Annotated in this window: 16 protein-coding genes; 5 read left to right on the top strand and 11 right to left on the bottom strand. The window is 47.6% G+C overall.

The features are described from left to right. Positions 1-90: 90 nt before the first annotated feature. On the top strand, positions 91-843 hold the full coding sequence (locus ACWPAB_RS10495) for a MurR/RpiR family transcriptional regulator (protein ID WP_003567854.1): 753 nt from the start codon (positions 91-93) through the stop codon (positions 841-843). Positions 844-947: 104 nt separating this feature from the next. Here ACWPAB_RS10495 and glpK read toward each other — a convergent pair whose 3' ends face one another. From glpK to ACWPAB_RS10475, 4 genes are all read right to left on the bottom strand, one after another. After that, positions 948-2462: a glycerol kinase GlpK gene (gene glpK / locus ACWPAB_RS10490; protein ID WP_003585725.1), complete on the bottom strand. Its 1515-nt coding sequence runs from the start codon at positions 2460-2462 to the stop codon at positions 948-950. A 404-nt stretch (positions 2463-2866) separates the two neighbouring features. After that, entirely contained in the window at positions 2867-2986 is a 120-nt protein-coding gene (locus tag ACWPAB_RS10485) for a putative holin-like toxin (protein ID WP_003585727.1), read from the bottom strand. Positions 2987-3206: 220 nt separating this feature from the next. Further along, on the bottom strand, positions 3207-3944 hold the full coding sequence (locus ACWPAB_RS10480; protein WP_003585729.1) for a GntR family transcriptional regulator: 738 nt from the start codon (positions 3942-3944) through the stop codon (positions 3207-3209). Positions 3945-4004: 60 nt separating this feature from the next. Next, positions 4005-5249 carry an alpha-L-fucosidase gene (locus ACWPAB_RS10475; RefSeq protein WP_016381404.1) on the bottom strand — a complete coding sequence of 415 codons (1245 nt, stop codon included), beginning with the start codon at positions 5247-5249 and terminating at the stop codon, positions 4005-4007. 218 nt (positions 5250-5467) lie between these two features. Between ACWPAB_RS10475 and ACWPAB_RS10470 the strand changes: the two genes are divergently transcribed. The 3 genes from ACWPAB_RS10470 to ACWPAB_RS10460 all read left to right on the top strand — a co-directional run bounded on the left by ACWPAB_RS10470 (position 5468) and on the right by ACWPAB_RS10460 (position 8107). Further along, entirely contained in the window at positions 5468-6406 is a 939-nt protein-coding gene (locus ACWPAB_RS10470; protein ID WP_016381403.1) for a PTS mannose/fructose/sorbose transporter subunit IIAB, read from the top strand. Between the two features lie 95 nt (positions 6407-6501). Then, positions 6502-7308 (top strand): PTS mannose/fructose/sorbose/N-acetylgalactosamine transporter subunit IIC, encoded by an 807-nt coding sequence (locus ACWPAB_RS10465; protein WP_003585737.1) that lies wholly within the window; start codon positions 6502-6504, stop codon positions 7306-7308. Beyond that, positions 7283-8107: a PTS system mannose/fructose/sorbose family transporter subunit IID gene (locus tag ACWPAB_RS10460; RefSeq protein WP_003585739.1), complete on the top strand. Its 825-nt coding sequence runs from the start codon at positions 7283-7285 to the stop codon at positions 8105-8107. The genes ACWPAB_RS10465 and ACWPAB_RS10460 overlap by 26 nt, the downstream gene beginning before the upstream one ends. 175 nt (positions 8108-8282) lie before the next feature. Here ACWPAB_RS10460 and ACWPAB_RS10455 read toward each other — a convergent pair whose 3' ends face one another. From ACWPAB_RS10455 to ACWPAB_RS10425, 7 genes are all read right to left on the bottom strand, one after another. Continuing rightward, on the bottom strand, positions 8283-8600 hold the full coding sequence (locus tag ACWPAB_RS10455; RefSeq protein WP_003585741.1) for a PTS lactose/cellobiose transporter subunit IIA: 318 nt from the start codon (positions 8598-8600) through the stop codon (positions 8283-8285). A gap of 82 nt (positions 8601-8682) precedes the next feature. Next, positions 8683-8997: a PTS sugar transporter subunit IIB gene (locus ACWPAB_RS10450; protein ID WP_003585743.1), complete on the bottom strand. Its 315-nt coding sequence runs from the start codon at positions 8995-8997 to the stop codon at positions 8683-8685. After that, entirely contained in the window at positions 8990-10420 is a 1431-nt protein-coding gene (locus tag ACWPAB_RS10445) for a glycoside hydrolase family 1 protein (protein WP_016380577.1), read from the bottom strand. The genes ACWPAB_RS10450 and ACWPAB_RS10445 overlap by 8 nt, the downstream gene beginning before the upstream one ends. A 74-nt stretch (positions 10421-10494) precedes the next feature. Next, complete coding sequence (locus ACWPAB_RS10440; protein ID WP_003585747.1) at positions 10495-11370, bottom strand: ROK family protein; 876 nt, start codon at positions 11368-11370, stop codon at positions 10495-10497. Beyond that, positions 11367-12662 (bottom strand): glycoside hydrolase family 125 protein, encoded by a 1296-nt coding sequence (locus tag ACWPAB_RS10435; RefSeq protein WP_003585749.1) that lies wholly within the window; start codon positions 12660-12662, stop codon positions 11367-11369. Before ACWPAB_RS10435 ends, ACWPAB_RS10440 begins: the two co-directional genes overlap by 4 nt. Beyond that, positions 12659-15298 carry a glycoside hydrolase family 38 N-terminal domain-containing protein gene (locus ACWPAB_RS10430; protein ID WP_016380578.1) on the bottom strand — a complete coding sequence of 880 codons (2640 nt, stop codon included), beginning with the start codon at positions 15296-15298 and terminating at the stop codon, positions 12659-12661. The genes ACWPAB_RS10435 and ACWPAB_RS10430 overlap by 4 nt, the downstream gene beginning before the upstream one ends. Before the next feature lie 48 nt (positions 15299-15346). Beyond that, positions 15347-16672, bottom strand: a complete 1326-nt coding sequence (locus ACWPAB_RS10425) for a PTS sugar transporter subunit IIC (RefSeq protein ID WP_016381813.1) — start codon at positions 16670-16672, stop codon at positions 15347-15349. A gap of 225 nt (positions 16673-16897) precedes the next feature. Between ACWPAB_RS10425 and ACWPAB_RS10420 the strand changes: the two genes are divergently transcribed. Beyond that, positions 16898-17623 (top strand): GntR family transcriptional regulator, encoded by a 726-nt coding sequence (locus ACWPAB_RS10420; RefSeq protein ID WP_003567895.1) that lies wholly within the window; start codon positions 16898-16900, stop codon positions 17621-17623. Positions 17624-17950 lie beyond the last annotated feature (327 nt).

Raw genomic sequence — 17950 nt, 5'->3', positions numbered from 1 at the left:
CCTTATGTTAACCGCTTTCAGCCGAAAACGGTTTTCAGTTTCAGGCGAATCTGCGCCAGTACTGAAAATGCTTTTCAGGAGGTTAAATTCATGGCTACACTCAGTCCCACCGAAGCGTACCTTTGGGATTACATTGAAAATCATCAGCAAGCCGTCGTTAACGCATCCATCACCCAACTCAGTACTGCGGCCAATGTCTCTCCTGCCACCGTTGTTCGCACCATGAAGAAAAAAGGGTTTAATGGCTATACCGATTTCCGTCACGATTTGCTAAAACGCACAGGCGATGCCGCACCGTTCAGCATTCTTGACCAAGTTGACGACCAAATCAAAAAAGTCATTATGCAAAACCAAGTGGAAGTCTATAATACGCTGGAAAATTTGAAGGTTTCTGTCATTGAAGACTCGGTTCAATTGCTAGCTAAGGCCGAAATCGTCCTGATTCTTGCGCGCGGCTTATCTGAATCAATTGCGTCGGAAGTCACTTTGAAATTGCAGCTCTTAGGTAAATACGCCGAGTTTTTTAGTGATCCGAATATCATTCAAACGATTGCCGGTCAGGTCAGCCCGAAGGCAGTCGCCATTACTATCACGTTGAATGGCGAAACCCCAGAGCTTGTTGCTGCAGCAAAGACTTTAGCGGCGCGCGACATTCCGCAAATCATTTTGACAACCAACGCAGAAGCGCCAATTGTCCAATATGCCGATGAGTTATTTGTCGGGTACAAATCCAAAGCCGCTTACTTCGACAAATATGAGGTGGCATCACGCCTGCCGCTGCAAGTTATGAGCCGTATTTTGCTGGATAGTTATGTTGTGCGGAAACGTGGGCAGAAAAGTTAACGGTCACTAGCAGGCTTTGATAACTTGCTCGTAACCACATAAAAAGGCAATGATCACTTGAGAAAACAGTGATCATTGCCTTTTTCACTTCATCCAACCATCAACTATGCTTTTGGTAGCGGCCGATGTTTAAATAGTTGTGTAGCGGCGACCGCTTGTTGCCAGCCAGCGTATAAATTCTCGCGCCGGGCTTCTGACATCTGCGGTTCAAACCGCTTGCCGATCTTGAAAATCTTTTTGAGTTCATCCGTATCTTGCCAGAAGCCAACCGCTAATCCGGCCAGAAAAGCGGCGCCCATTGCCGTTGTTTCCAAATTTGCCGCTCGTTCCAACGGCTTGCCTAAAATATCGGCTTGGAATTGCATCAAGTAATCATTTTTAGCAGCACCACCGTCAACACGCAAGGCGGGGACAGCGATTTGGGTATCCTTATACATGGTATCGACCACGTCGCGCGTTTGATAGGCTAGTGCCTGCAAAGTCGCCTTGATGAAATCGGTTTTCGTCGTGCCGCGTGTCAGCCCGAAAACCGCACCGCGGGCTTCAGCATCCCAATATGGCGCCCCCAAACCTGTGAAGGCCGGCACCACATAGACTTCATCATTACTAGTTGACGCATTGGCGGCCATCTCAGTATCTGGTGACTTTGCAACCAACCCCATTTGATCACGCAGCCACTGAATCGCTGAACCGGCGACAAACACCGAGCCTTCAAGTGCGTAATTAATTTTGCCGTCAATGCCATACGCAATCGTTGTCAACAAATTGTTCGCGGACATGGTTGGTTTTTCACCGGTGTTCATGACAATGAACGAGCCGGTGCCATAAGTATTTTTAACCATACCAGGTGCCAGCGCCAACTGACCGAAAAGTGCACTCTGCTGATCGCCGGCCATCCCTGCAATCGGCACAGCACTGCCAAAGAAGTGATAAGCCGCCCCTTCGCCGTATATTTCGGAGTTACTGTGCACTTCAGGCAGGATCGCGCGCGGAATATTCAGCAGTTGCAGGATGTCGTCATCCCAATCCAACGTATGAATGTTAAACAACATGGTTCGACTTGCGTTCGTATAATCAGTCACGTGAATAGCGCCACCAGACAACTTCCAGCTTATCCACGTATCGATCGTGCCAAACAATAACTCGCCATTTTCTGCGCGTTGCTGGGCACCGGGAACATGGTCCAAAATCCAACGAATTTTAGTCGCAGAAAAATAGGCATCAATCAAGAGACCGGTTTTCTCATGAATGGCATCCCCATGCCCTGCTTTGCGCAACTGTTCAGCAATGCCATTCGTTTGCCGTGACTGCCAGACAATCGCGTGATAAATCGGCAAGCCAGTCTTTTTATCCCAGACCACCGTCGTTTCGCGTTGATTCGTGATCCCAAGTCCGGCAATTTGACTAGGCTGAATCCCGGTCGAAATGAAGGTGTCTGCGATCGTTGACAACACGGCTTCCCAAATTTCATTAGCATCATGCTCAACCCAACCAGGTTCAGGAAAATATTGGGTAAATTCTTTTTGCGCCTCACCCACCATGTTGCCGGCGTGATCAACGATAACCGCCCGCGTGCTGGTGGTTCCTTCGTCGATTGCCATCATATACTTGTCTGCCATTTCTGTATCCCCCTGCTAATGACTGTTGCCGCTTTCAATTCAGTATACCGGATGTAGCGAAGGAGGTTAAGGTTCAGATGGTTTAAAAATCCCACCGCCTCAAGTTTAGCCTTATTGCAACGATTAGATCCGGCATGCTATAATGAAGATACAAAGAGGGGCGCTGGCCTCAAACAGCACTCCCTAAAAAGACCGTCACCAAAACTTCGTCAAAAGGTTTGGTGACGGTCTTGTTGTTGTCTAAGATTTGAAATTGGCATCGTTGCGACGCCTTGATACTGCATGCTATAATGAGGACACAAAAGGGAGCACCGGCTAGGATCAGTACTCCCCCTGACAAGGCCGTTGAAGACGGTCGACATTCGTTTAAGCAATCAATTAAGACCGTCAAACTCGTCAAAAGTTTAGTGACGGTCTTTTTGTTTGTCTATGATTGCTACCACAATCGTGATGATGAGTGCGATCAATGATAGTATGAAACCACCAAAGACCAGCATCAGCATCAAGGCGTCAGCAACGGACAACTAGGCACCTCCCTTCGTATAGATTTTGATCATCGCGCATAGGCGACCACCTCACAATACGTTGGATTTGCCAACCGTCATTCACTTTCTTGTCTCATCCATTATGCCATACCAAATAGCAAAACGCTTAGAGTCGCAAAGATTCTAGGCGTTTTTTAATTACTCGTGTCACCGTGGTAGCGACTGCTTTTGAAAATATGCAATACTTTTCCAGCAGTGCTTACAATTCTGGCTCAATGAAGCCATAGGTTGAGTCTGTCTGCAGCCCCCAGAACTCAGGAAGCTTGTAGCTGATGGCGTATTCCAAATGACTTGCTGCGTCAAATGGCAGGTAGGTTTGCCGGAACTGCTGGATAAAGGTTTGTTGTTCAGGGCGCTCGGGAAAATAAGCGGTCACAAGTGCCGCATCAATGGTCCCCGCCAAATTGCGCTGGGTGTATGGCAATTTGTACGGGTCAAGGCGGCTGTCATCACGAATGCGTTGGTACACGGATAAAAAAGCCTCAGGGTGACTAATCTGATCCGTATTGATATAGGCTGCATTAATATTGTTGACCGTGTACTGAACGGCTTGGTCACCGATCATGCGCAATCGTTTGATGACAACATAAGCTTCCTTGTCTGCCAAGCGTAGATTTTGCCGCACAACTGGGTCATCGCCAAAAGCAACACTCAAAACCTTCGTCCATTCTGGCTCGGTTTTGGCCATATTGAGATCAGTCAGGTAAACAACCCGACGATGACTTTCTTTTGCCACAAAAGTGCCGCGGCCTTTAATACGTGTAACGCGATTTTCTGTTTGTAATAAGTTCAAAACTTTGACCGCGGTCGTTGAGCTGACATCAAAGCGGCTTTTAAGTTCTGCCTCACTGTAAAAGCGATCACCTTGATTGAGACGGCCTTGATCAAGCTCGCTGATCAACACATCTGCAATTTCTTGATACTTTGGCTTGGTCATGACAGAGACTCCTTGTTTTCCGTACACTTTCACCAACCCCATTTTTGAGTTGGTGACCGTTTACTCGTAATCTATTTGGGCAATTCGAACCACCCAGTCACTCCCATAAGGATAACCCGTTGCATCAACTGTGAGAACCTTTTTATCTAGATCTTGCGTAAAACTCAGCACTTCATCATTATCTAGCCAGTGAATGCGCTGAATTGGTTGACCAATGCCAACAAACGAACGCGGATTAACCCCTTCACCGCCAAGCACCACATTATCATTACCGACAACTTGCAGGTCCAAAATGCATAAGTAATCATGGTTCGATGTGTGCAAGACAAAGTCACGCGTACCATGTGCTGAAGTTACTGGCGCAGGTCGGCCTTTGTACAACACGGGTGCCGCCATCGCTGTCCATCGTCCTAGTAAGTGCATGTATGTTTGCTCTGCGGCAGGAATAGCGCCTGTCCCTGTTAGACCAATATTGACCAAGATGTTAGCGCCAATATGCCGCGCATGTGCGACCGTTTCAATCACCTCAGCAGGCGACTTATAGTTAAGATCGTTGGCAGCGATGCCCCAATGTTGATTTAAGGTGATTGAAATTTCACCAGCAACATATTTTTCGTTCGGAGCACCGTGGTAAATCTCATCAGGTGTGCGTCGCTCGTAAGTCACCACATCAATTTCCGGATCACTCACCTGGCCGCGATTCTTTAAGCCGGTATTGTTCACAATGATCGCGTTAGGTTGATAATGCCGAATCATGCCATACAGTTCAGGCAGATGCCAATCAGCGTCTTTTTTGTTCCAGTTGCCGTCAAACCAAAACCCGCCAACTGGGCCATAGTTGCGACATAGCACCTCAACCGATTTTTGCAGATACGTTAAATACGCCGGAAAATCATCATCATATAACGGTGTGTGCCAATCATAGGTGGCCATATAAAAGAATGGTAACAAGTCTTCTTCACGACAAGCCGCCACGAATTCGGCAATCAAATCTCGTCTTGCTGGCGCATGCATGACATCAAAATCGCTTAATCCCTTCGTGTCATAAAGAAAAAAACCTTCATGATGCTTAGTCGTTAAAACAATATACTTTGCGCCCATCGCCTTTGCGGCGTGGGCGATTTTTTTTGCATCAAATTGTTCAGCCGTAAAAGTCTTAATCAACTGCTCATAGTCATGCTGATTGCGATGGTGAATAAATTCCGTCCACTCACCAACTGCCATCTGAGAATATAGGCCCCAGTGAATAAACAATCCTAGGCCAAGGTCCTCATAATGTTGAATGCGCGGTAATGGTTCTGTCATGTCTTCACCTCATTTGTTTTCTTATGACACATATCCTAACACATTAAGTAGCCAAATTTAAATTTATTTTTATCTAGACCCATTTTCGACTTAACCGTTTTCTTTTGCTTTAGTACAGCATTATAAGAATGTCCCAGAGTGTTGCCGCCGACAAACTATCGTGCTATTATTTGCGTGTGAAGTTAACTTAACACATTAAGAAAAATGGGGTGATATAGGTGTATGTTTTCGCAAGTCATGGCGATTATGCTGCCGCAACACTCGCAAGTTGTGAGCTAATCGCTGGCAAATTATCCAATTTCGCCACGGTCACATTTCATGATCCAATGGGGTTGGCTGATCTCATCGCGGCCTATGAAGCACTGTTCGCGAAAGAAACCGACCCAGCCAATTTTCAAATTATCACCGATATTCCAAATGGATCACCTGCCAATGCCGCCTTACAGTTCAAGCACAAGCATCCAGGTGTTCGCGTCTTCTCTGGGTTGTCGCTCGGCTTGGCATTGGCGTTAGCAACTGGTACGCCCATTGCCGAAGCGCTTAAGGAGTCGCAGGCTATTGCTAAAGAACTCTTTCTCAAAGGCGAGTCTCAAGCTGAGGCGCCGGCAGACACGGCTGTGACATCAACTGAAAAAGCATTTGTTCCTGCACCTGAAAACACAAACACTGGCGATCCATTGATCAACGTCCGGGTGGATGCCCGCCTAATCCACGGACAAGTCGCCACCATGTGGACACGCACGCTGAATGCCACGCGCATCATGGTCGTTGACGATCAGATCGTCCAAAGCGAAGTTCAAAAAATGACGCTAAAAACCGCTGTTCCCGGTGGCGTTCATTTAAGTATTTTGACACCATCAGGAGCTGCTAAACGAATTTTAGCAGGTAACTATCAGGGACAGCGGGTTTTTGTCATCGTTCGCAATCCAAAAGCATTACAAGAAATGGTTGAAGCCGGTGTCACCTTGAAAGCCGTGAATGTTGGCAACATCTCCATGGCGGCAGGTGCCAAGCAAATCGCCAAAAGTGTCGCCGTCACGCCTGATAATATCGCCGTTTTTGACTATCTAACAAAACACGGCGTTGAGCTATATCACCAAATGGTCCCGAATGATCAAAAAGTTCCTTTCAATACGCTACTTAAAAACAAAGCGTGAGCTGGACCGGTTAGAAACCGGAACATAAGCGGCCAGGGTCCTTATGTGCAGGTTTCTGAGCCAGCGAACGCGTTTAAAAAAGGAGAGTGAGTTCTATGGCAATTGCATGGTGGCAAATTCTACTACTGACAATGTTGGCCTTCTGGATGATCATTGACCAGATCACCGTCGGCATTTTAACAAATTATCCTTTACTCTACGGTTTTGTATCCGGCATCATCATGGGTGACGTCAAAACTGGCCTAGTTGTTGGCGCAACGCTGCAATTGATGGTGCTTGGTGTCGGTACTTACGGCGGCGCCAGTATGCCAGACTTCATGACTGGGGCCATCATTGGAACAGCCTATGCCGTCATCTCAGGAAAAGGTATCAACTTCGCCATTGGCCTCGCGGTGCCAGTTGGTTTATTGATGGTACAACTGGACGTTCTTGCCCGTTTCACCAACACCTTCTTCCTACATCGCGTGGACCGCTACATCGAAAAAGGCGACACGAAGCGCGTCGCCCGCAATATCGTTTACGGTGTCTTCCCATGGGGCCTTTCTCGGGCCATTCCAGTGTTCGCAATGCTCGTTGTGGGTAACACCGTGGTTCAAAAAGTGGTCAACGCGATGCCGCAATGGCTATCAAAAGGGCTAACCGCGGCTGGCGGTATTCTGCCAGTTGTCGGGATCGCCATTTTATTACGCTTCCTGCCGACAAAACGATTTATCTCGTACTTAGTCATTGGCTTTCTGGCAGCGGCCTATCTCAAGGTGCCGATGCTGGGCGTTGCTTTGCTAGGTTTGGCATTAGCCATCATTTATTACAAACAAGGCAGCCATCAATCAAGTGATCATCATGACGATCAGGATACAAACAAAGGAGGCTATGAAAATGCCATCGGCGAATACGAAGACTGAACTGCCAGTCAAACTCACCAAACATGATTTATTTCAGGCAAACTGGCGCTGGCTTTGGGGCAGTCAAATCTGTTGGAACTACGAGCGAATGATGTCAACCGGTTACTTATTTACGATGTTGCCAACATTGAAAAAGCTCTACAAAAATGATCAGGATCTCATCGAAATGATGAAGATGCATAATCAATTTTTCAATACCAACGCGTACGTTGGTGGCTTCATCGTCGGCATGGACATGGCCATTGAAGAAAAACAAGGCCGCAAAGCTGAAGACACCGTTGCCGGCTTAAAAACGGGCCTCATGGGTCCTTTTGCAGGTGTTGGCGATACGATTGTCGGCGTCATCCTGCCAACGATTTTCGGTTCAATCGGCGCGTATATGGGGCTGAAGGGCAATCCAACCGGTGCAATCTTATGGTTACTCGTAAATTTCGCTGTCCTTATCCTCCGATTCTTCCTCCTGCCCCTTGGTTATTCGCAAGGTGAAAAGCTCATCTACGCGACAGGCGATAAGCTGAATCGCATTACGGATGCTGCAATCCTGCTGGGGGTCACGGTCGTCGGTGCGTTAATTCCAACAGTAATCTCCGCCAATGTACCATTGGTCTTCAAAACCGGCAAAGTCGTCCTCAAGGCACAGACGGTTTTGGATCAAATCATGCCGTCGCTCGTACCAGTAGCATTAGTCGCTTTATGTTACTGGCTATTAGGCAAAAAGAGAATGAATTCGACCCGACTGATTGTGCTAGTGCTGATTCTTGGGATCGCGCTTGGCGCATTTGGTATTATCGGAAAGTAAGTCGTCATAAGTATCACTGTCTCAGTTATCAAAAAGGCGCAAGCAACGTGTTTAATATCACGATGTTTGCGCCTTTTTACTTTCCATGAAACAACTTGCTGCGTTTTTTGTGGTGGTCGTCATTGACTTAAGCTAAAGTTTCTTTACTTCCCACAATTTTAACTCGTCAATGACTTTACCGACTGGCGATCTGCTCATGTAAGGCAACAATCTCGCCCGCCAAATCCCGGAAAGTAATCGCCGTCATCACATGGTCCTGTCCATGCACCATCAGTAACGATACCGGTTGATGTTCGCCGCTTGCCTCAGCGGTTAGCATGCCGGTTTGTGCTTGGTGTGCCTCCGCCAGAAATTGATCGGCTTCTTTTAGTTTGGTTTCAGCTTGAGTAAAGTCACCAGCTTTGGCAGCTCTAATTGCTTCAACCGCTGCCCCTTTTGCATTGCCGCCTGCCATGATTAACTGCATGACGACAAGTTGTTGTTGTTCATCCATAAAAGCGTCCCCCTTAATAGCCTTGAGCGCCAGCACTGTCTTTATGTCCTGCAAGCAGGTTGTTGACGCCTTTTCGGCCTGTTTATGCCATCAAATCAAGCGCTGTTTGTAGAACATGATCGCCTTTCATCAGCCCGTAATCTTGCATATTAATGACCGCTACTGGAATCGTCAGCGTCTTTTTAAAGTCACTTTCTAAGTAACGCACTTGCGGCCCAAGCAGCAACACATCAGGGTGCTCAGCTGCTAATTGATCCTGAGCATCGGAAGCTGATGCGGCAAATATTTTGACATGAGCATCTGTCTGCTCAGCAGCATCCAGCATTTTTCTAACCAACATACTGGTCGACATACCTGCTGCACAAACCAGCATGATCGTCTTCTCATTTTCAGCCATGATTCTTTTCCTCACTTTCAAATGGACGCAACGTTGGCGCCACCAGTCCAGTCGCCGCCACCTGACTAAACCAGTGACCTGATTTTTTGAGTGACTTTGTTTGATTGCGTAGGTCATTACGAATCAAACCGTACCGATTCTTGTAAGCATTCAGCCATGACCAGCAGTCAATGCCGGTCCACACGAAGTAGCCATGACAATTAGCCCCTTCTGCGATAGCCTGGCTTAAGAATCGCAGGTGATCGGTCATAAACTGAATGCGATAATCGTCTTGGACCATACCGTCTTTCAAAAACCGTTCTTCGTTTGCTACCCCTATACCATTTTCAGCCACAAACCAAGGCAGATTGTCGTAGCGACGCTTAATGGTCATTGCAATGTCATATAATGCGTCTGGGTATATTTCCCAGCCTTTATCCAAATTCATTTTTCGGCCTGGCATGTCGTAATTGTCAAAATAGATGTCAGGCAACCACGCTTGTAAGCTATCTGGTGAAACAGCCGGGGCTTGCACCCGGAACGGATGGTAGTAGTTAACCCCAAGGACATCAATTCGGTTGGCAGCAATCACTGCGAGTTCATCAGGAGTTGCCTCCCATAAAACGCCATCTCGTTTGAGTCTTGCTACCAGCTCTTCTGGAAAACGGCCATGAATAGCTGGCTCTAAATAAAGATCATTCGCCCACTGTTCCGCAAATCGCGCCGCAGCCAAGTTCTCAGGTGCCTGCGAGGCCGGATAAACCGGTGTCAGATTAACAATTGTGCCAATCGTTCCTTGCGGCTGCCGATTGATCTGCCGAAACGCCGCCACAGCTTTGGCGCTAGCTAAGTTCAGGTTGTACGCAGCTTGCACAGCCAGCCGCCCATCGACAATATTAGGATAGTGAAACTGATATAAGTATTGACCGTCAACGATGACTTTAGGTTCATTAAAGGTAAACCAATGCGTCACCTGATCGCTATACAGTTCAAAACAACGCGTGGCAAATTTCACATAGAGATCCACCACATGCTTTGACTGCCAGCCGCCATATTGATGTTGTAACGTCACTGGTAAGTCAAAATGATGCAGATTCACATACGGCGTGATACCAAGTTGATGCATAGTCTTAAAAACTCGGCGATAATAATCGGCCCCTACTGGATCCACCGTGCCTGATTCAAGATCGTCAATCAGGCGCGTCCACTGAATCGAGATTCGTAATGCCTGCACGCCTGCTTGCTTCAACAAAGCAAGATCGTTTTCATAATCGTTGTAGAAGTTCGAGGCAACATCCGGACCAACGTTGTGGTAGAAGTCTTGTGGCCGAGTATGGTAATGATAATCAAAAATATTTTCGTGCTTTTTATGAAAAGTGCCTTCTGCCTGCGGACCGCTGGTTGCCGCTCCCCAGACAAAGTCAGCATCAAATTGAATGGTCATGTCTTAGCCTAAATGCGCTTGCCAGACGAGAAGCTAGTCTGACTTGCGCTCCTTTCTATACTCGATTTCTGATGTCAGCGGCTGCGTTGATGCTGTTGAAAATTAACTGCGGCGCCGTATAAATTGGCTTCAGCCTGAAACTTGGCAATGCGAACGATTGGCCGAATGGGGGCAATTTCGACTTTTGCCATCACAACATCGAGCGCCTGATTCAAATCTGCAAGCAAGTCAGAATTTTGGGAAATGCCACCGCCAATGACAAAACAATCTGGATCAAGACTGTACTGCAAATTGAAAATGGTTGTCGCCAGCACCTGTAGCATGTCACGAACGGCTTTCTGGGCTAATGGCTGTCCGGTTTTGGCCAGTTCGTAAAGGGCTTTCCCGTCCAAATCAGTGCCATTTGCCCGGTTGTAGCGATCAGTCGCGTTCACAATGGTACCAAGATGACTGACCGTGTCGTCATTGCCGTACAACATATAGCCAAACTCGCCGCCTAACAGATGTCGACCACGATGAATCCGGCCATCCAAAACGACCGCACCGCCAACCCCAGTGCCTAATACCAGAAAAATGACGTCACGAACATCCGCTGCTGCACCGGCCTGAACTTCTGCCAGTGCGGCGCAATTGGCATCATTTTCGATGGTGACAGGCAGCTGGAAACGTTTGGTCAATTCAGCCACAATTGGAAAATGGTGAATATACGGAACCGCACTGGCACCGCGAATGATGCCTGTAGTTTGATCCACGGAGCCGGGACTGCTGATGGCCACACCGGTAATGGTTGCTTTGCGTTGCAATTCATGAACCTGAGTTTGAAGCGCCTGGTAAAACGAGGCCAATGTCTGCGGTGTTTTCACACTGGTCTGGTGAGAAATACCAGACACTTCATCGTAACAACCGAATTTAAGGGTTGTGCCGCCAATATCAATGACTACTAAACTCACAGTGCCACTTCCTCTTTTTGATCACTTAGGTAGTCCAACGCCAATTGACAATAAGTCATGTTTGCCCACGAAAACCACGTTCGCGTGAATTGTGCGGGATCGTCTTTGTGCACGCCTTCATGACATTGGCCGGTACCGGCTGTTGTGGCGGCAATCGTGGCAAGTTTTGCTGCCTTCTCCGTTTTGCTTTCAGCCACTAAGCCTGCCATTGCCACTGCAATCGGCCAAACATATTCCGGCGGGGTGTGCTCGCTACCAATGCCTGCAAAAGCTTCTCCTTGGTAGTAGTACGGATTTTGTCTACTCAAAATAAAGGTTTTGGTTGCCAAGTAAATCGGATCGTCAGCTGCAATGGCCCCCAGAAAAGGTAAACTCAACAAACTTGGAACATTCGCATCATCCATGAAACGTGTCCTGCCAAGGCCATCCACTTCATACGCCAAACCTTGATCCCCGCTCGGCAACGTTTGAATCGCATACTTAGCAATGCCTCGCTCAATTGCTGTCACCAAAGTTTGTGCTCGTGCAGCCAAGGACTGGTGATTGGCCGGAATCAGCGGCAACAAGCCTTTCAAAACCGTTTTTGCAAACAAATTGGCTGGAATATGGTACCCATATTCACACCGGTTATCACTCGGCCGGAAGCCATCCCAGATGAGCCCAGTATAAGCAACAGGGGTGCCATAACCGTTATTTGGCAAAGTATCGTTAGCTGCAGTGTCACGCCGGCGGAAAAAATAGGGTGACTGTTCATGATGCTGTTCCTGTTCAAAAATATCTAAAATGACCGCGAATGTTTCCCAAAAAGTCGCATCAAACAGCGCTGCATCGCCTGTTTCAGTATGCAACCGCAACGCCAACAGCAACGGTGCACATAGCGTATCAATTTCGAACTTGCGCTCCCAGACTTGTGGTGAAACCGAAATATTGGTTTCATCGTCATCGCGCCAATGAGCCGCATTGGCCGTCTGATTAAAGGCATTGGCATACGGATCAAGCTGCACGAACGCCAATTCTCGTCGTAGGACACCTTCAAGAATCGGCTTTAAATCAGGCACGTCTTTGATGAGCTGTACATAAGGCAACACTTGAAAGGTTGCGTCTCGTAGCCACATCGCCGGAATATCGCCGGTCGCAACAAAGTAGGTCCCATCCGCCTGCCGACTTGTGGCCTTCATCAGCGCATCCGGCAGTAAGGTGCGAAACATTTGCTGAGCCGGGGCATCTGGTAATGGATGCTCATCAGCAAAAGCAGTAAGTGCCGCTGCTAACGGTCGGCTGTCTTCAGTCATAGCGACTCCTTTTTCGATGCTAAGCTGATGTGTCGCGGATAGATACCGTACGTACGAATCTCTCCCGGTTTGAAGGCTGGCAGCTTAAATGTGGTGACATCGGTGGCAAGCGTTTGCTTCGTTTCATGATTGAGATTCAATTGACGAATACTTGCCGCAACTTCAAGGATAAAGTCTCCTGCTGTTACCACAGTGACATCGGTCGGGTTATAAACGCGAACTAGGTAGCCTGCATGGTCAGGCGTTTCACTGACACTCGACACAACCAGATCGCGACTCACCAGTTGCACAGGTGACTGATGCACTAGGTTTGTCTGATCAGTGTTGATCGGGAAGTATTGCAAAGGCGTGGTGAAACGATCCAACGTCTGTGTTTGATAGCCAAGGCTGCCAATTGCCAACGACTGAACCCGTCGTTGCAATTCCGCCGGGACAAAATCAGCATCAAGGCAACTCCCGCCTTGCATTTGCCGGGTCCCTAAAAGTTGACTATCAGGCGTCGGCACATACTTGGTCTGCAGGCCAGAGGCATCACCAGGCCGCCGTTTTAAGTCAGGTCGGCCAAGGTACCCGACACCGCGGAACATAGTAACGGCTAACTGGTCAAATTGATCACCAATCAACTGAAATTCTTTTTCGCCTAATCCTAAGAAGGTCCAGCTCGTTTTGTCATCGTGCGTATTGGCAAAATGAATGAGCGGCCGCAATGCCGTCGGTTCTTCATGATAACCAATGGCGCGCCAATCTTTGAGATGTGGATCAATCACCGGACGAGCGGCAATTCCGAATGGCGTATCGGCAAAACTCGTCTGTGCTTGCACCGGTGTCTTCAGAATTAAACGGAGTCGATGATCACAAACGGTGTTTTCAACGGTAAATTCAAAATGAATCACCGGATCATCAGCGGCCAACTTCAAGACCAACACATACGGCATCCCGACACTGGCCTTTTTGGCTGCACGTTGAGCTAGATCACTTGGCAACTGCCATTGACCACGAAAGACAAGTTCGCTTACCAGTTTCCCTTGCTGACCCGTGACCTCGGCTTCAGCCAGCGTCAAGTCCAGCAGCCAGTCTTGAAAAGCCGGCGAGTAGTCATAGGTATCACCTTCATCACCGCCATCGTCAAAATGAAACGGGTTCACAAACGATTGCTTCGTGCGTCGATCAACCAACACCAGCTGGCCCTTGTCGAATGTCAGCGTGTAATAGGCGTTGCTAATCGTTGTGCTCGGCTGACGATCCGTTACGCACTGGCCCGCTTCCTCAAGCGTGAAGCCCACCCAATCCATCGCCTTCATTGTCAATGGCACGACAATCGTTGTCCGATAATAAACATCAGGTTTTTCCTGTGCTGGATCGCGCCGCAAAACGGCGTTATCAACTTTCACCTGTTTTAAGATTTCATACGCGACGACTTCACCATTTTCATCTTTAAGTGAAAAATGCTTGCCACGCGTTGCCAGCGTGATCTCACCATTTTGATGAACGGGCCGCACCGTTGGATTCCAGAAAAAGACATTTAGCGATGCCGGTGCTCCGCTAGCCAGTTTGCGTAAAAGATAATCGCGGACTGATTCTGCCAGTTGTAGCGCCTCAACGCCGCGTTGGTAAATATCTTGATTCGTCGCATCTGAATTGCAGCCGCCTGATGAATCATGTGCTTGGCCACGGGCGATGGCACGCCAGATATGAGCCACCATCCCATCTTGCGCTTCGATGCCTTGATGAGCCGCAATCACCATCATCGGTTCAACCACATCGACCATCAAATGCTCAAGCCGATCGTACAAATGCTTTAAATCTGCTCGCGATGAATAAATGCCGCGATGAATTTTCGATGCTGACGGATCAATGAACTCGCCTTGATAGGTTGGCAAATCAGAACTTGTTGCTAAAGCTTTGAAAAAATCCGGATAGTTGTCTTCCACCAATTCAAAGTCGGACGTCTGCTGATTGGCGTACTGAAGCCGATCCTTCAAGTTAAAGTCGACTGCTCGTTGATCACCACCCACTGGCAGCGCTAAGTCATGTGCTTGCGTATCTGTGGCAATACGGTGTAGCAAAGCCGCCGTATCATCGTTTTCAATTAGGTCAACGCCTGCATAGTAACCATTCTTGATATTAGCCGCTAGAACTTTTGAGCCATCATTAGCCGTCCAGTAGAAGTAACGGGCATTCTTTTCATGCGGCATCCCGCGCCAAAAGACAGTGGCGGTAATGTCAAAACCTTGATAAATCTTCGGCATATCCTGTCCTTGACCAAATGAGTCAGGCAGATAGCCAACTTTCATGACGCCGCCCAAGTCAGCCGCTAATTTGTGGCCAAGCTGCAAATTACGAACGATGGCTTCACCACTCGTTACCATCTCGTCAATTTGAGTGTACCAAGGGCCAATGAAAAGCCGCCGTGCTTTGACAAAGCGCATCATGGCTGCTCGTTTATCCGGGTTTGTCTGCAGATAATCGTCGACAATCGCCAATTGCCCATCTAAAAGGTAACTATCCAGCTGATTATCGGCGAGTGCCTGTAAGACTTCTGCCATGTGATAGGCAAATTGAACCCGTGCTTGCTGGCGCGTGAAATACCATTCGAAATCCCAATGTGTATGGGCAATAACATGAACTTTCTGCATCAAATAAACTTCTTTCTATTCTTTATCGCTCGTTAAGTTTGCAACTCATTAAGCTGCTGCCATTTGTCGCTCGTTGCGTTGATTCATAATGACAAACGGTGCGTAAAGGAAAACATCAAAGATCACTAATACCAAGGCGAGAATGACGGGACTCATATGCAAGTCGCCAAGAATCCAGGTACTAAAGAAGATCGGTTCATTACCCGAGTTAAGTACCACCAGCGGCACAACCCAACCGATTGACGTCACTACATAAGCCACAATGGCATTAAACAGCGGTACGACAATCCAAGGAATGAACATGATCGGATTCAAAACAATTGGCAGTCCGAAGATCACCGGTTCATTAATACCGAAGCAACCTGGCACCAGCGCCAATTTTGCAACTTCGCGCTCCTTTTCGCCTTTTTTAGCAAAAATCAACATGGCAATGATGAGGCCAAAGGTAGCACCGGAACCGCCAATCATGGCGTACACATTCGTCATGGTGTTAGGCGCGATCGAAATATCGGCAAAACTTTTGGTTTCAGCAAACTTAGCAACATTTTGTAAGAATAGCGGTAACCAGAAGGCCGATACGATCCCCCAAACAATGTTGAAGCCGTGCAAGCCAAGGAACCACAGAATTTGTTCTAGTAAGATGACAACAATGATAGCTGGTAATCCTGTACCCACGGTCAACAGCGGCTTAATCACGACCGTCGCGATCAATTGAATTAAGCTTGCATACCCCATCGCCTGCAGCCCAATTCGAGCAAGCCCAAAGAGCAACAACACTTCTGCCATTGGAATTAAGGCAAAAAATGAATCAAAAACATTTTGTGGGACGCTGCCGGGCATTTTGATCGTGAATTTGGAACGGCTAAATGCCGCGAAAAGGGCAACAGCCAACATTCCGACAATCAAGCCGGTAAACATCCCTTCATAACTAAAAAGTGATGACGCGAAGCCTTCAATCACCTTCGCCTTAGGATCGGCAAAGTTCACATTGTTGGGTACCATCACAAAATATGCAGAGAAGGCTAACAACGTGGCGATAATAATGTTCATACTCTTGTTTTCATCGCGCTGTTTTAATTCAACTGCGTAGGAATAGGCGCTTGAGATCACGACAATCAAACCAACGATGCCAAGGGTTGCGACGCCTAAATAACCGAATAAATTGCTAATACTTGTCAGCCAACCCCAGTGAAGATTTTGAGACTTAATCAAGGCATCCAACTGCATCTTGATTAAGTTAGAAAAAGACCCAATCACTGTAAACGGAATCGTTCGAACAAAGGCGTTCTTGACCGCCCGTAAAATCGTGTTGTTTTGAACCCACATTGATGCTTTAAGCAACGGTTCTTGAAGCTTATCAACATTGAACTTCATCATTAACCACCCCTAAGTAGATTTTGTTGGGACAACGCGCTGTGATATTGTCAGTTTAAAGGCGCTTTCATTTTTTGTAAAGACTTATTTTTATCTTGTGTATACAAATTTTGTGAAATAGAAAAATGTTAATATACAAATATTCAAATAATTAACAGAATGACATGCCAAATATCTGGCTTGTGTTACAATTAGTGAACAAATAATCCAGCTGAGGTGACATCGTTGTATCTATATTGGGAAATCTATTCCGACATCAAAAAAGACATCCTGACAAATCATTATCGCGCAGGCAAACCGCTGCCAACTCAGGAAGTTCTCGCCAGAACCTACCACACAAGTCGTTTGACCATCAAAAAAGCCCTTCGTATGTTGCAAGATGAAGGGCTAATCTATACCAAACAAGGATCAGGCAGCTTTGTGCGCGCCCAAGCACCAGACGACGACAAGGAATTGTTGCCGCTTGATGCACCAATTGGCGTGACTTATTCGCATCGTGATCAAAAAATCACCAGCAAGCTGCTTTATTTTGACGCCCGCTTACCAAGCGCAACTGAGCAAAAAAATCTTGGCATTAAAAGTAATGAACCTGTCTACGATATCAAACGGGTTCGCCTCGTGAATGGGCATTTTTACAGTCTAGAACACACCACCATGCCGACCAACATCGCACCGCTCGACAAGAAAATCTTGAAGGGCTCGATTTATGATTACCTTGGCAGTAAGGGCGTTCAGTTAACTGATGCCCGACGCATCTTGTATGCCACCGAAGCTGATGAAGAAACAGCCGAGGCACTCCAAATCAAACAAGGCAGTCCAGTGCTGGTTATCGAGCAGACCGCCTATGATCAAGAAGGTCACGCATTTGAATACTCGGTTTCAAGCTTCATCCGCGACCACTCGCGATTCGTTTTGAATATCCATCGCCGCTTGCCGGATTTACCGCATTAGTTTGGGGCTGTGCGAATTCATTAAAGCTGTGATTACTGACAGCCAAGATGAGGAAAACGGTCCCTCTGTACGCAAAGGGCCAGACTAACGTTTCTCTTGCCGTGCCAAACTCCGCAATCTCCGGCCAGATGGGGCTTGCGACGCGAAGCTAGAGCGGAGACGGCGCTTCGAGCCCAGTCGCTGTGTTGTTTGCACGGCCGAGCCCCATCTGGCCTACGATCGCTCCGCCTTGGCACTGAAATCCTCAATCCTCGACAGGTAATCTATGAGACAACAAAAGCCGGACAAATTTTCCTCGCATGGGAAAATTTGTCCGGCTTTCTTTAC

The organism is Lacticaseibacillus sp. 30 (assembly GCF_053819265.1).
This window is presented reverse-complemented; position numbering and strand designations above follow the sequence as displayed.